The 15,943-nt window shown below is 47.6% G+C and carries 9 protein-coding genes; 2 read left to right on the forward strand and 7 right to left on the reverse strand.

Annotated elements, in window-relative coordinates:
- A partial coding sequence (locus BN93_RS05370; RefSeq protein WP_044259899.1) for a M16 family metallopeptidase occupies positions 1-2,775 on the forward strand: 2,775 nt, incomplete at its 5' end.
- A 472-nt stretch (positions 2,776-3,247) separates the two neighbouring features.
- Positions 3,248-4,897 carry a fumarate hydratase gene (locus BN93_RS05375; protein WP_044259990.1) on the forward strand — a complete coding sequence of 550 codons (1,650 nt, stop codon included), beginning with the start codon at positions 3,248-3,250 and terminating at the stop codon, positions 4,895-4,897.
- A 385-nt stretch (positions 4,898-5,282) separates the two neighbouring features.
- Here BN93_RS05375 and BN93_RS17400 read toward each other — a convergent pair whose 3' ends face one another.
- The 7 genes from BN93_RS17400 to BN93_RS05405 all read right to left on the reverse strand — a co-directional run.
- The gene (locus BN93_RS17400) at positions 5,283-5,459 is read right to left on the reverse strand and encodes a hypothetical protein (RefSeq protein ID WP_019187321.1); all 177 of its coding nucleotides are present in this window, start codon (positions 5,457-5,459) and stop codon (positions 5,283-5,285) included.
- A gap of 10 nt (positions 5,460-5,469) precedes the next feature.
- Complete coding sequence (locus BN93_RS05380) at positions 5,470-9,228, reverse strand: hypothetical protein (protein WP_044259900.1); 3,759 nt, start codon at positions 9,226-9,228, stop codon at positions 5,470-5,472.
- 889 nt (positions 9,229-10,117) lie between these two features.
- Positions 10,118-10,432, reverse strand: coding sequence for a thioredoxin (trxA, locus tag BN93_RS05385; RefSeq protein WP_019187323.1), 315 nt, complete (start codon positions 10,430-10,432; stop codon positions 10,118-10,120).
- Positions 10,433-10,679: 247 nt separating this feature from the next.
- Complete coding sequence (gene dnaE / locus BN93_RS05390) at positions 10,680-14,387, reverse strand: DNA polymerase III subunit alpha (protein ID WP_019187324.1); 3,708 nt, start codon at positions 14,385-14,387, stop codon at positions 10,680-10,682.
- 24 nt (positions 14,388-14,411) lie between these two features.
- Complete coding sequence (locus tag BN93_RS18475; protein ID WP_019187325.1) at positions 14,412-14,900, reverse strand: hypothetical protein; 489 nt, start codon at positions 14,898-14,900, stop codon at positions 14,412-14,414.
- 41 nt (positions 14,901-14,941) lie between these two features.
- Entirely contained in the window at positions 14,942-15,565 is a 624-nt protein-coding gene (locus tag BN93_RS05400) for a hypothetical protein (protein ID WP_019187326.1), read from the reverse strand.
- A 4-nt stretch (positions 15,566-15,569) separates the two neighbouring features.
- Positions 15,570-15,943: hypothetical protein (locus BN93_RS05405; protein ID WP_019187327.1), on the reverse strand; the 374-nt coding region annotated here is incomplete at its 5' end.

Below are 15,943 nucleotides of genomic sequence, written 5' to 3' on the forward strand. Positions count from 1 at the left end.
CTGCGCGTGTATCTCTCGGTAAATAAAGAGACACCACGCATTCACACCTACGTAGCGGTAAAGACGGGAAGCAGAAACGACCCCGCCGAAACTACGGGCTTGGCACACTATCTGGAACACCTGATGTTTAAGGGAACGAAACAATTCGGCACGACAGATGCCGAAAAAGAGGCTCCCTTGCTTAAAGACATCGAAGAAAGGTACGAGAAATACCGCACACTTACCGACCCCGAACAGCGCAAAAAGGCCTACCACGGCATAGACAGCGTGTCGCAATTGGCTGCCAAATACTTCATCCCCAACGAGTACGACAAGCTGATGTCGTCTATCGGAGCCGAAAAAACCAACGCATACACCAGCAACGATGTTACGTGTTACACGGAAGACATCCCCGCTAACGAAGTGGACAACTGGGCAAAGATACAGGCCGACCGTTTCCAAAACATGGTTATACGCGGTTTCCACACCGAGTTGGAGGCCGTTTACGAGGAATATAACATCGGACTTACACGCGATGGCAACAAAGTTTGGCAAGCCGTTTCGAAGTTGTTGACACCTACTCACCCCTACGGAACGCAGACCACCATCGGCACACAAGAGCATTTGAAGAATCCTTCGATTGTAAATATCAAGAATTACTTCAACCGCTACTACGTTCCCAACAACGTTGCCATCTGCATGGCGGGCGACATGGACCCCGATAAGGTTATCGCCACCATCGACAAATATTTCGGTTCGTGGAAGAAAAGCGATAACCTCTCCTTCCCACAGTTCCCCAAACAAAAGCCACTTACGGCTCCGAAAGACACCACCGTTATGGGTCCGGAGGCCGACGAGCTGATGATGGCATGGCGATTTGACGGCGGAAAGTCGCTACAAGGCGACACTTTGGACGTGATTGCCAACATCCTAAGCAACGAAAAGGCCGGACTGATGGACATTAACCTGGCACAAAAGATGAAATACCTTGGCGGCGGCAGCATATCTTTTCAGCTAGCCGAATATGGTTTGCTGGGATTATGGGCATCGCCCAAAGAAGGACAGAGCCTTGACGACGTGAAAAAACTTGTTTTGGGAGAAGTAGAGAACTTAAAGAAAGGCAACTTCTCCGACAACCTCTTGCCCGCCGTTATCAACAACATGAAGTTGGAGTACTATCACGCGCTAGAAAAGAACAAAGACCGAGCCGACCAATTTGTAGACGCCTTTATCAACGGCAAAGACTGGCAGACCGTGGTTGGAAGGCTCGACCGCATATCGAAGATGACCAAGGCACAGATTGTGGCCTTTGCCAATAAGCACCTGAACAACAACTACGCGGTGGTTTACAAGCGACAAGGCGAAGACACCACACAAAAGAAAATAGACAAACCGCAGATAACGCCCATCCCTTCGAATCGCGATTTGCAAAGCGACTTCGTGAAAGAAATCATCGCCAGCAAGACTACGCCCATCGAACCGCGCTTTGTAGACTTTAACAAAGACCTAGTAAAGACGAAGACGAAGAAAGGTTTGCCCGTACTTTACGTGGCTAACAAGGACAACGGACTGTTTACTTTGGCCTTCCACTACGACTTCGGTAAGGAAGCCGACAAGCGTTTGGACATCGCAACCGAGTATCTGGACTATCTTGGTACCAACAAATTGACGCCCGAACAGGTGAAACAACGTTTCTATCAACTGGCTTGCGATTACAGCATATCAGCAGGAGCCGACAATTTGAACATCACCATCACCGGCCTTAACGAGAACATGCCCAAGGCTTTGTGGCTGGTTGAACACCTATTGGCCAACGCTAAGGTAGACAATGCTGCCTACAAGCAACTTGTGGAACTGGTAAAGAAGGGACGCAAGGATAGCCGAAGCAACCAAGTGTCCAACTTCATGGCTCTCGCGGCTTACGGCATGTATGGCCCATACAACACCGTTCGTAACGTGATGACCAACGCCGAGCTAGACAAAACTAACCCGCAAAGCCTGCTCAACCTGCTTAAAGGCCTGAGAAACTACAAACACGAGGTGCTTTATTGCGGACAATCTACCCCCGAAGAACTGGTAAAAGCAGTTGACGAAAATCACGCCATCGGCAAGACACTGGCCAACGTACCACAAAACAAGGCCTACACCAAGGTGCAAACCAAAGAAAACGCGGTGTGGATTGCACCCTACGAAGCCAAAAACATCTACATGATGCTGTACAACAACAGCGGAAAAGGCTGGAACTTAGAACAGCGTCCGATGGTGTACCTGTTTAACGAATACTTTGGAACGGGTATGAACAGCATCGTTTTCCAAGAGCTAAGGGAGACTCGCGGATTGGCATACAGCGCCTCTGCACGCTATAACACACCTTCGAGAGTGGGCGAAACGGAGTCGCTACAAGCCAATATCATCAGCCAGAACGACAAAATGATGGACTGCGTGCGCGCCTTTAACAGCATCATCGACGAAATGCCGCAAAGCGATAAGGCCTTCGAGCTGGCCAAACAGGCTTCGATGAAGCGCATCGCCACCGAACGTACCACCAAGTTTGGCATCATCAACGCTTATCTGCAAGCACGTAGGTTGGGGCTAGACTTCGACATCAAAGAACGCATTTACAATGCGCTGCCCAAGATTACGCTCAAAGAGATGGTTGAATTTGAAAAGCAGACAATGGCCAAAAAGCCCCTGCGCTACCTCATCCTTGGCGACGAGAAAAACCTCGACATGAAGGGCCTGGAGAAGATTGGCAAGATTAAAAAGCTAACAACCCAAGAGATTTTTGGATATTAAGTAGTGAGGTTGGGAGGTGCTGAGTATGTGAGTTCATAAGTTTGTGGGGTTGTTTATACATTCCCCGCATGCGCAATGAACTTACATACTCATGCTGCCAAAGGCTCATGAGCTTACAAACCCGTGAACTTAGAGCCCCCAAAGCCATTGGTTTTAAGGCAGGTTCTAAAAATTACCTTTGCTGTATTTTTAGCTTTTAGTTGAGCAGGTTTTGTTTACTTCTTGAAGGAGCATAGTGAGCTATGCAACTGAAAGAGAAAGCGAAAGATGCCAGATAAAAGCAAAAAGACAGTGAAGAGCAATACAAGGAACAACAATTGAACCTTGGCGGGGATTTTTTAGAACATGCCTTAACTCCTTAACTTCTTAATTCCTTAGCTCCCTATTAAATATAAATACAAAGATTATGGCACAAACACCCCGTGCTTTACGTGCCAAACAAGGACAACGATTAAATATAAATACAAACATTATGGCACAAACACCCGAATTTAAGTACGCTCCTATGTTTCAGTTAGGTAAAGACGAAACAGAGTATTACCTGCTCACTAAGGACGGCGTATCGGTTAGCGAATTTGAAGGAAACGAGATTTTGAAAGTGTCTCCCGAGGCACTGACGATGCTCGCCAACACCGCTTTCCGCGATGTTAACTTCCTTTTAAGGCGCGAACACAACGAACAAGTTGCAAAAATACTTACAGACCCCGAAGCCAGCGACAACGACAAGTACGTGGCCCTGACCTTTCTTCGCAATGCAGAAGTGGCTGCAAAGGGCAAATTGCCTTTCTGCCAAGATACAGGAACGGCCATCATTCACGGCGAGAAGGGACAACACGTGTGGACAGGTTTCTGCGATGAGGAGGCGCTCTCTAAGGGCGTGTACAAGACTTACACGGAAGAGAATCTGCGCTACTCGCAAAACGCGCCCCTCAACATGTACGATGAGGTGAACACACGCTGCAACCTACCTGCACAAATAGACATCGAGGCCACCGAAGGCGAAGAATATCGTTTCCTTTGCGTGGTGAAAGGCGGTGGGTCGGCCAACAAAACTTACTTCTACCAGCAAACAAAGGCCTTGCTGCAAAACCCAGGAACGCTGGTGCCTTTCCTCATCGACAAGATGAAAAGCCTTGGAACGGCAGCTTGTCCGCCATATCATATTGCCTTCGTTATCGGTGGAACGAGTGCCGAAAAGAACCTGCTCACCGTGAAGTTAGCCTCAACGCACTTCTATGACTCGTTACCCACTACGGGCGATGAGACAGGTCGCGCCTTCCGCGATGTGGAATTGGAGAAACAATTGCTAGAAGAAGCCTACAAAATTGGGCTTGGTGCACAATTCGGCGGCAAGTATTTTGCCCACGATGTACGCGTGGTGCGCTTGCCAAGGCATGGCGCATCGTGTCCTGTTGGCATGGGCGTGAGCTGTTCGGCCGACCGAAACATCAAGGCTAAGATAAACAAAGACGGTATTTGGATTGAGAAACTAGACGACAATCCCGGCGAATTGATACCCGAAGAGATGCGTCATGCAGGCGAAGGAAATGCCGTGAAGATAGACCTAGACAAGCCCATGGCCGAGGTCCTCAAAGAGTTGAGCAAGTATCCCGTATCTACGCGCCTCAGTCTGAATGGTACCATCATCGTGGCACGCGACATCGCGCACGCCAAACTTAAAGCACGACTAGACGAAACGGGCGACCTGCCACAATATTTTAAGGATTATCCGGTGCTCTATGCCGGTCCCGCGAAAACGCCAAAAGGTCTGCCATGCGGCTCAATGGGTCCAACCACGGCCAACCGTATGGACCCCTACGTAGACGAATTCCAAGACCACGGCGGCTCCATGATTATGATTGCCAAGGGAAACCGCACCCAAGTTGTTACCGACGCTTGCAAAAAGCATGGCGGTTTCTATTTGGGAAGTATCGGCGGCCCTGCTGCCGTGCTCTCGTTGAACTCTATCAAGAGCATCGAGTGTGTGGAATTCCCAGAGATTGGCATGGAGGCTGTGTGGAAAATCAGGGTAGAAAACTTCCCCGCCTTCATCCTCGTAGACGATAAGGGCAACGATTTCTTCACCCAGCTTAAACCGTGGAACCCTACGTGCAATCACTGATTTGCACGCATGAGCATACATCGAGAAAGCGGGATGGTTCTCATAACCATCCCGCTTTTTATGTAAACGCATACCATATTTACCCCAATGTATTGCTGTCGGGTAAAGCTATTTTCTCCCAACCTGTGCCAGAGAAATCGCTTTATCCCAAACCGGGCGTTGAGCCTGTGTAGATTTTGTGTATTGTTGAGCATATTGCCTGTATTATTCTTGAAGACGTGGCAGACTACATGGGGGAAATAAGACGGGCAAGATGCCGACAAGCAAACGAAAGAAGAACAGGAAACGAAGGAAACAACCTAAAACATTTAACAAGCAACCGATTGGGGATAAATATAAATGAAGGCGAGCTTACAGCACCTGCCATAAGCTCGCCATCTTGTGTTTAGATGTGATAAATCTCGTTGTCAAAATCCTCGTTCTCCTCAAAATCTTCCTCAAACATGTCTCCTGGCTTGGCGCCAGGTTCGTCTGATTGGAATGAGCCTGCGGCCAAGTGGACTTCTGGTAAGAGTTGCTCCGCCACGATGTGTGGCGTTATATACTTCTTCCTTTTCATCATCTTTCGTGTTTTAGTTAACAATCATCTTCTTTCCGTTCACCAAATATACGCCTGGCGAGAGATAGAACGTGCGCGTTTCGCCAGCCTTTATCATGGCACGTGCAGCACATTGACCAGACACCGTATATATAGTTAATGGAACATCCTTTGTTGCTTCGGCGGTAATCTGACCGGTAGAAACCGTTACTTTGAGCACCACCTCTTCCTGAACGTCGTCAATGTCTGTTGGCGTAGCCTCTTCTTCCCCATCGAAACTAATCTCGAACGAGTTTAGCGACTTAGCCAAATGTAGCCCTTGGTTCTCAAAATGGAAGAACGTACGGAAGGGGAAGAGGAACAATTGTGACTTTTTGAGGTTCTTGAATGCCACGAATCTGTCGAGCGAGAAGTAGAACACCATATCGTTTCCTGCCTTGTTCAGCACACGTCCAGAGTAGGTATAATAGCTCTTGAACTTCACCGGCGAGTTGTCTAGCTTACTTTGAACTTCGTAACTTCCCACTACACCCGTTTGCGTGGTAGGCGTTTTCTCTATCAGTGCTCCCTTTTCGGTAGCCACGAACGAAACGTTGCCGTCGCCATAACCCTCGGCCACCATTACGATGTAAGGCACATTGGCTTCGCTCTTGAGTACACCCGTAAGGTAATCGAACTTAGCCACAACATCGTAGTCGGCCCCTTCATGTTTCTTGTCTGACTTAAATGCCAGCGCATTGGACTTCATCTTGGCCAGGTAGAACTTCGATTGCGGGCCAACAGCATTGCTGTGCATGGCACTTCCGTCTAACGACAGGGCGTAGGGCAGTACCACCGTGGCGTATTTCACGCGCCCCTTACCCTGCACGGTGACGTCGCGTGTGTAAGTGACGTAGGCATCAGACTTCAATTGCACGCTGTATGGCGTGAAGAATGGCATCTTATCGGTAAGTGTTACGTTGGAATGCCCATCAAAGCCCTTACCATCCGTGCGTTGTATGGCAACATTTTCAATGTTCGCCAGGCTTGCAGCTCTGTAAGGTAAGAATATCAGCGCGTTCTTAGACAACTTGCTGCGCAGGTCTTCCATCATCGGCTTCAACTTCTGCGTACTGTTCTCCCGAATGATGTCAAACAGGTTGGAATTGTCTACGTACAACACGTCGTTAAGGCTCTTTGGCACATTGGGGTCTGTTCCCTTAGCAATCGACTCCTTCATCACATCAATTATCTGCTTGAGCGTTAGGTAGCCATACTTACTGGTTGCGCCCACCTGGTGCTTGTTGCCCTCAAATCCCGACTCAGTGGTTTGGATTTCAGCACCCACCATCTGCGTAGACTCATAATGCTTGTTGGCCGCATCCTTGTAGTACATCGGCTTATCGTAAATGGAATGCCACTTCACCCTTGCCTTGTAGTTGGCAATTTTCAGCTTGATGACCGTATGATAATAGGCGAAAGCCCTATGTTGCTCCTTGGTTGTAGGCGCAATGTTGTAGCGCGTTTCATCAGTGGTGTAGAGATACATGGTCTTTGTCTCGTTGTCTTGCAACTGGGCATTCTCTTTCACAAACTTACCTTTCTCAAAGTGGCTGTGTTTCACTCCGCCTATTTCCGTCACCACTTCACCCGTCATCTTCTTATAGGCCGCCATAGTGAATTGGCGTTGGGTGAAATAATTAGATTGCTTTCCTACCGAGGTGTTAGCCAAATCGGCCGCGTTGTTAAAGGGGAAAGCAATGTTTCCAGCCAATTCCACCCTCACTTTCTTTTCGTAATCGTAGTCGGCCACGATGTCCTTGTGCCCATAAAGGTCGTCGGCCACCGCATCATAATACTCCGATGCCACGAAACTATATCGCGAGTTGTGCGTACCAGGATTGTTAAGGTAGGTTTCATCGGCAAAGTTCGACTTCAAGTTTCGGAACGAGAACTGCAACTTTGTCTTGTCTGAGAACCCTATGGGAACTCTGTAAACGAATTTTTCGCCTCCCAATTCGAAGTTGGTTGCCTCGAATGTACGCACCTGTTCGGTATTGTCCTTACCCTCACAAACCACATCTACTGAGGATATGTACGGGTTAAGGTTCTCCATAAAGACGGATATGTTAACCAACGCGGTAGTTGGGTTACCAGGGGTAAGCGATTCTACCTTTATCTTCACGGCATCGTTATTAAACTTGCCAATCTTGATGGTTCCATCCGAAGAGCCCATCGTAATTGTTTTTGTTTGTGTAAGTGGGTCAGACGGTTCACCTGTTGGGCCGAACACTGTAAGCTTATACCCTGTGGAGGTTTTGAAGTCGTCTAGTTCTCCTTTTTTGGGGAAGGCATAGCTGCCATGAAAAGCATAATTACTGAATAATGCCTTTTTGTGCAATGCTCCCCTTAAGAAGCATTTTTGTTTATGGCGGTCCCAGAAATAAGGTTTCCCATCCTCCCAAAGAAATTTCACATGCTTGTTATCAGGTGTCATTGTGATAGACTTGTCGCTGGCAGCTGCATCTTGGTCACAAAACATGTAAACGGGTTTTCCATTCTTTATAGTAAAGAGTTCGTCGTTCATCGTCCGATGCCAAATTACCTTCCTGGCCATTTGCCATTCACAATTCTCATCCAAATAATAGTCATGGCCAACAAACTTGGTTGTGAATGTAAATCCGGGAGACTTGAACTGCCCTTGTTTATAATCCACCTTAACACCTACAATGCGGTAGCCTACGTCTATCTGGCTTTCTCCCTTTTCAGAGAACACACTGGCCTTTGTGGGAGCTTCCACATAATATGTGGCGTTATCCAAGGCGTACCACTTCTTTCCACCGCTGATTACTTGTCGAATGGTTTTGTGTCCGTTCTCTGCCTTCCACGTCTTGCCGTCGTGTGCATCCTCCTGATAGAGTTTCACACTAGCAGTCATAGAACGGCCCTTGTATTGGTCGTAGCTATAAAACGTTTTGCCGGCCTTGGTGTGCTTCTCCAACTTTCCCACATCGGTCTTGCCAAGCTCGAAGTCGTTGTCTGCCAAACTGACTTTGGTTTCATTCTCCAAAGTTTGTTCCAGTTTGTATTCAAAAGCGTCGTGAGCCGTGAAAGTTAGTTCGATACTTTCGTAGGTAAATGCGGCCAAGTGTCCATTAGACATGTTGCCAGTGAAACAAAAGTAAATAATGTTCCCCATGTCGGGTGCTTGCCTTTGTATGGTGTATGTCTTCCCAGGCTGGTTCTTGTGGATAATTACCTTCTCTCCTGGCCGATAGGCAGGTATTTCCATGGTGTGCCCCTCTTTTATAGCCGACCTATCCACCTCTCCGAATATCCAGTCGATGTCGCGCCCAAAGCGTAGTGTGGCAGGGAACACGTCGTCGAGTATTTTCTTGTCGTTGGGCATCTTGAGGTTATCCCTGATAACAATCTTATAACCTGTTATCTTATAACCCTTGGGTAATGCAATGGCCGAATAGTTGGGCGAGACCCCTGTACAATGCACTAGCTTATTTTTATAGTAAACAAAGTTACAAGTATGGTTTCCCAACATGCCATCGGGCGATATGACGGCCTCTTCTGAACACGAGTAGCTGATAGGCAGCTGCTTGTGTTGCCACAGTGACCCATAGCCTGCTTGGAAGCCAACCTCAAGTGGATTGTGTGTATAGGCTGTTATTAGATTTCCCAATGCAGGGCTGATGGTTGCGTTTTGTGCCGACAGCGGCACGCCATGCCAAGCCAAAAATAAGGCTACGATTAGCAATAACGGATAGCTTCTGAGCTTCCGAAAGATGTAACACTTTTTCATAATAGATACTTTTTTCAGTTATGTCATCATGATATTTCCCCGAACTTTTGCTATGGCTTTCGCCATCAACGAGTCATATCAGCTTTAATTAAACCGAGTTCGAGTTCCTGTTCGATGTGGTTTGCTTTTCATGGCTATCACTTTCCTCTCTCCCTAAAACTCTCTTCTCATTGTTGGCGGCGATGCCGCCTAGTCTCGCATGGCCAATCACTCTCTATTGCTTCGCGTTCTGCATGGCGGGCGAGTTGGTCTTACATTATCATATTGATGCGATTAAAACATTTCGCACACTATTTCACGCCACAAAGATAGTTAATATTTTACAAAGCACAAGACTTTTAGTGTAAAATAATCTTTCTTACGCCTATATTAATTGGAGTACATACTCTTTAAGATATGTGCACTTTACTCATAAAACAAGCACTAGCGTTATCATTAAACATCAAACAACGTATCAAACTGACAAAACAAAACCAAAAGAAATTTTTAAGTAAAACAAATTGACGAAAAACCGCCATTAAAGAACGTTTTCGTTAAGCCAAATGAACAATGTCGAGGTTGCTCGGACATTGTCATGGCGAGAAAACGTACTTTTCGAGGGACGAGAAAAGAACGTTTTCGTTAAGCCAAATGAACAACGTCGAGCTTGTTCGGACATTGTCATGGCGAGAAAACGCACTTTTCGAGGAACGAAAAAAGAACGTTTTCCTACCTTTCCCCAACGAATCAATTTGAGTCAACAACGACTTTACAAACCTCCGATAAGACTTTACCCATACAAGAAGAACGAGAAATCTCACACATTCACCACGAAAACAAAAGTAAAAAGTGCAAGACACGCATCAGGTGTCTTGCACTTCATTTTCTCACCATTAAAGGCCGAGTTACATTACAGCAAAGCTTGGAACTTAGCTTCGAGTGTTTCCTTATTGGTTGCACCAACGAACTTGTCTACCAACTGCCCGCCCTTGAAGAACAGGATAGTGGGAACGCTACGTACGCCGAACTCTGCGGCAACCTCGTTGTTCTCTTCTACGTCGCACTTTCCTACAACAATCTTGCCGTCGTAGTCGTTAGCCAACTCAGAGATGATGGGGCCAACCATCTTGCAGGGGCCGCACCATGTAGCCCAAATGTCAACAACCAATGGCAATTCGCCATTCTTATAACTCTCGAAGTTTTCTGATGTGATTTTTACTTCCATAATGATGTATTCCTTATTTATTTGTTATTAATCTCTATTGGGTTTGTTTTGTCCAATTAACTCAATGCAAACACTGTGCCACAAAATGCGTGCCACAGGCTTTTCGCCTTCTTTCCAAACGCCTTAAACGCTGCTAACGCCACGTCTTACACCTTATATATATAGTAACAAAAATGGCAACACCTGTCCGCTTTCGGCCAACGCACGGGTCCGCACACGTGTAAATATGTCACTAAATGCTGCCAAATCAGTTCACCTTATAGTTCATGTGCGGGTCGCTTTCCAGGTAGTTAACCAGCGTTCGCCCCACCCTTATGGGCGGAATGCTTGCCTTTAACAGCAACGTATTGTTACTTTCGCTGTCGTAAACCTCGAAATAAAGCTGCGTTTGACCGGGACTATCGCTCACCATCGTCACAATGTCGTTCACAACCGTTTGGTCGACATGCGCGCTGTCCACCTGAATTGTAAACCGTTCAACCCGTTTGTCGAACGTGGTTTGCAAGTATTCGATGTTCGCCACCTGCAAGTCAACAAACGAACTAGTGGGATATTTCTGCGTAAAGCGGCACTTCACGAAAAGCGTTCTGCCCACTTCGAACATGCCATTCCATCTTCCCCACTCTTCACCGAAGAAGGCCAACTCGCCCGAACCCGAATAATCTTCGATGGTTACAAAGCCGCAAGGTTTCCCCGTTTTAGTAACAGCCGAGCGCGTGTTGGTCACCATCCCCGCCAATGTAACCTCGGCTTTCTGCACCAAGGCCATTCTGTCTTCCAGTTCGTTGCATCCCGTATTGCACATAGACTGCAACACAATCTTATAATCGTCTAGCGGATGCGCCGAAAGATAAATCCCCACCAAGTCGCGCTCCTTGTTTAGGCGTTCTATGCTGCTCCATCGCTCAGCTTGGGGAACAGGTGGAGTACTCACTTCCACAGCATTGCTGGCACCGAAGAGCGAATTTTGCATTTGCTGTTGCTCCATTTGGAAAAGCTGACCATAACGAGTAAGGTTATCTATAAAGGTAGCCCCTTTGCTGTCTGTCCCCAAATAGCTTTCGCGCGCAATGCCCAAGCTGTCAAAACCACCGCTTAGTGCCAAACTTTCAATGGCTTTCTTGTTCACCGAACTCAGGTTCACGCGTTGCACCATGTCGAACACCGACGTGTAAGGTCCGTTCTTTTCGCGTTCTTGAATGATGGCCTGAGCCGCCGCATCGCCCATTCCCTTGATGGCGGCAAGTCCGAAACGTATCTCGCCATGCTTGTTCACACTGAATTTCAGTCGCGACTCGTTCACGTCTGGCCCCAACGTCTTAATGCCCATCACCTTACATTCGTCCATAAACTTGGTTATTTCCGAGATGTTGGCAAGGTTTCTACTCATCACGGCGGCCATATATTCGGCCGGATAATGCGCTTTGAAGTACGCCGTTTGGAAAGCCACCCACGAATAGCACGTGGCATGACTCTTATTAAAGGCATACGAGGCAAACTTCTTCCAGTCTTCCCATATCTTGTTGAGCACTTCCTTGGGATGACCGTTTTTCATTCCGCCCTCGTAGAACAGTGTCTCCAACTTATCCATCTGCGCAATAAGTTTCTTACCCATAGCCTTTCTCAGCGTGTCGCTCTGTCCACGCGTAAAGTTGGCCAGTTGTCTAGACAACAACATCACCTGCTCTTGGTACACCGTAATTCCATACGTATCTTTAAGATACTTCTCCATGCAAGGAATATCATACTTCACCCTTGACGGGTCGCGTTTACGCGCAATGAATTCGGGTATATAGTCCATCGGCCCTGGGCGGTAAAGCGCATTCATGGCAATGAGGTCTTCAAACACCGTGGGTTGCAGCTCGCGCAAGTATTTCTGCATGCCGGCCGACTCAAATTGGAAAGTCCCAATCGTCCTTCCCTCACAATACAGCTTGTAAGTAAGCGGATCGTCGATGGGTATTTCCTCCAAGTTGATGGTCTTACCGGTAGAGAGTCGCACGTTTTCCACAGCCTCTTTCAGTATGGAAAGCGTTTTCAGGCCCAAGAAGTCCATCTTGATAAGCCCCGTTTCTTCGATAACGTGCCCATCATATTGCGTACAAAGCAGCTTATGCCCCGGGTCGGCCTTATCCTCGGCAGTAGAAACAGGCACCCAATCGCTTATCGCGTCGCGGCAGATGATTGTTCCGCAGGCATGAATACCCGTTCCGCGCACCGTTCCCTCCAACATCTTGGCATACATCATGGTGTTGCGCAAGCCCTCATCTGCCGATGCCTCCGCCTCGCGCAATTCGGGAATGGCCTTAATGGCATTGGCAACGCTCATCTTCAAGCCATCGGGCAGTTTGTCGGGAATAAGCTTACACAAGTCGTTCACAATCTTCAGCGGAACCTTTTCTACACGTCCAACGTCCTTGATAGAGTTTTTCGTGGCCATCGTTCCGTAGGTAATGATGTGCGCCACCTTGTCGTGTCCGTACTTATCTTCCACCCATTCCAGCACGCGCCCGCGTCCGTCGTCGTCAAAGTCGGTATCAATATCGGGCAACGATATACGGTCGGGGTTAAGGAAACGTTCGAAAAGCAAGTCGTACTTGATGGGGTCTATCTTTGTTATGCCCAAACAATAGGCCACGACAGAGCCTGCGGCCGACCCACGTCCGGGGCCAACCATCACGTCCAATTCGTTCTGTGCCGTGTTAATAAAGTCTTGCACGATAAGGAAGTAGCCAGGAAAGCCCATTGTCTTCATAATGTGCAATTCAAAGTTCACACGCTCGCGCACTTCCTCTGTAAGCGGTTCGCCATACAGTTTCTTTGCCCCATCGTATGCCAGTTTAGCCAGATAGTCGGCCTCAAACTTTATTCGATACAGCTTTTCGTATCCGCCCAGCTTTTTAATCTTAGCCTCGCCCTCTTCGGGTGGCAACTGGTTCTGTCCATTTTCGTCGGATGTGAACTCGTCGTACAGCTCTTTTTCAGATATGCGTTGCCGCCATTGCTCTTCCGTTCCAAAGTCTTCGGGTATGGGAAAGAAAGGCATAATGGGCGAATGGTCTATCGAATAGGTTTCCACCTTATTTAATATCTCCACCGTGTTGCGCATGGCTTGGGGCAAATCGCCAAACACCTCGTTCATCTCTTCGCGCGTTTTAAACCACTCTTGCTTAGAGTAGAGCATGCGCGAGGGGTCGTCTAGGTCCTTACCCGTCGAAAGGCACAGCAGGTGGTCGTGTGCCTCGGCGTTTTCTTGGTCCACAAAGTGGGCATCGTTCGTGCATACCACCTTGATGCCCATCTCTTCCGCCATTTCCAACATCACCTTATTGGCACGTTGTTGCAGCGGAAACGCCTCCCTGTTGGCCCGTATATGCGGGTCCTTCACCTCGTGGCGTTGCAACTCCAAGTAATAGTCGTCGCCAAAAACGCGGTGATACCATTGCGCAGCCTCGCGTGCGCCCTCGATGTCGTTCCTCAAAATTTTTCGCGGAACTTCGCCGGCGATGCACGCCGAACAAACAATCAGTCCCTCGTGATAGGTCTCCAAGTCTTCTCGGTCGGTTCTAGGGCGCATGTAATATCCGTCTACCCACGCTCTCGACACCAGCTTTATCAGGTTCTTATATCCTGTATAGTTCTTCGCCAGCACAATCAGGTGGTAGCCGCTCATATCTCCATTCTCCTTCACCTTGTCTGTTTTGCGGTGTCGCGCCACATACATCTCACAGCCGATGATAGGCTTAAATTCGGGCAAGCCTTCTTCTTTGCGTTTGCCGTTAACCTTTTTGCAGTAGTTAAAAAACTCTTTCGTGCCGAACATGTTGCCATGATCGGTCAGTGCCATACCGCTCATGCCATTGGCAATGGCCTTATCCACGAGGCGTTGTATGCTCGATTGGCCGTCGAGTATAGAATAATATGTGTGTACGTGAAGGTGAACGAAGTCTTCCATTTGTCTTTCTTGTTTCCTGACGAATTAAAAATCACCTTCAAAGTTACGCCATTTTATCGACACGAGCAAGCAAAAGCAGAAAACATTATCTACAAGTTGAGAACGGCCTTTTAATGGCAGACAACTTCTGCATGGGCATGGTGCCGTTTCCGTCTGCCACAAGTTGCATGCCCGCAACCGCGCGTTCTGGCTGCTGTAAGCGTATATGCTTTCCGCAATGTTGCCCATGTCCCACGTGTAGCGGCGGCGGAACTGCTCCACGTTGCGCGCACCTACGCTCTTGTACATCTCGCGCCCGAACCTGTCGCGCCGGGTGGTGACGTGCACGCCGCCCGTGAGGTGGCGTTCGGCCTCCAGCCCCACGTCGTCGCGCAGCCACTTGGCCGACCACTCCCCGCACGACATCTCCTGCAATCTTCCTTGTCCGTCGTGGTCGTAGTCCACACTCGCCCCGAGGCTGCTTTCCGTACGTACGTGCCGCCCCGTCGGGTCGAACGTGCGCACACGGGGCATTAATCACATACATATCCCATCCTCCACCCAGCGACTTGCCATCACTCAATGTTATAGCATTCTAGTGTCCAAACTTTATCTGTCAGTCTGTATTGGGCTGATAGCTTTGTCTGTTCATCCACTTCCCACAATATGTCCTGTATTTTACCGTTATCAGTATCCGTGAACCTTTTTTGTTTTGGCCTTCCAAACAGGGCCATTGCACGATCGTAAGAAACATTCTCTATAACCGTCAACTTAAAATTGCCACTATCGTCAGGTAGCCAAAGGTTTTCAATGAGAAATAGGCGCATGTCCTCCACCAAATCTTTTTCAATGGGTTTGAGAACGGGCAACTTGTTTCTGTATTTCTTTATGTTCTCTGCAAAAAATGGAAAGAAATGTTTACCCATAATCCGCCGTTGCATAGAAACGTTGTTCTTATAAGGATTGAACTCATCTAACGACATTATTAAGTCCATGCCTAGACAATTGCAGTCTTTTTCGAATCGGACTTTTGACCGGATGCCGCGTGTGGTGTACAACGCTCTGAAACAAAAGACAAAGTCAAAATCCATTTGTGCGTATTTTGTTTCTATCACAAAAGAAAACAATCGAAGCTCTTTACTAATCTCACTAACTTTCAGGAAGTTTGGAGAATCGGAAGTAATTTTTACTCTATCCATAATATTAATGAAAACATTTATTACCTGAGGTTTTTTTCCAAAATCGTTTCTCAAATTTCTTTGTACGACTTGTCTCATAATTTTGGAATGAAACTTTTGCCGATTTGTTGGGTGAATACTGCAAACGCCTATATTCTAAATTGTTCTTGTTCAGCCATTTCTTAGTATACCTATTTTGAATTTCGGTACCATTCTTTCTTGTTCTGAAATTAGTTGTTTCCCCTATTTTCCACGTATCTCCTTTTTTTAGATATGTTTTGCCCACGGGTTTATCATTTCCCCATTCATACACATCATAATAACCATCCTTCGTTGCCACTAATTTGTATACCTCGGCAGTCAACCCCAGAAGGTCAGTTAAGCTATTTACTAAAGTTT

This window comes from Prevotella conceptionensis 9403948, from assembly GCF_000312305.1.
In the GTDB taxonomy this organism is placed as follows: Bacteria; Bacteroidota; Bacteroidia; order Bacteroidales; family Bacteroidaceae; genus Prevotella; species Prevotella conceptionensis.

Excerpts from the sequence above, each read along its gene's own strand:
- dnaE (WP_019187324.1), bottom strand. The coding sequence starts at position 14,387 with ATGGAAGACTTCGTTCACCTTCACGTACACACATATTATTCTATACTC.
- BN93_RS05400 (WP_019187326.1), bottom strand. The coding sequence starts at position 15,565 with ATGGATAGAGTAAAAATTACTTCCGATTCTCCAAACTTCCTGAAAGTT.
- BN93_RS17400 (WP_019187321.1), bottom strand. The coding sequence starts at position 5,459 with ATGATGAAAAGGAAGAAGTATATAACGCCACACATCGTGGCGGAGCAA.
- BN93_RS05375 (WP_044259990.1), top strand. The coding sequence starts at position 3,248 with ATGGCACAAACACCCGAATTTAAGTACGCTCCTATGTTTCAGTTAGGT.
- BN93_RS18475 (WP_019187325.1), bottom strand. The coding sequence starts at position 14,900 with ATGCCCCGTGTGCGCACGTTCGACCCGACGGGGCGGCACGTACGTACG.
- trxA (WP_019187323.1), bottom strand. The coding sequence starts at position 10,432 with ATGGAAGTAAAAATCACATCAGAAAACTTCGAGAGTTATAAGAATGGC.
- BN93_RS05380 (WP_044259900.1), bottom strand. The coding sequence starts at position 9,228 with ATGAAAAAGTGTTACATCTTTCGGAAGCTCAGAAGCTATCCGTTATTG.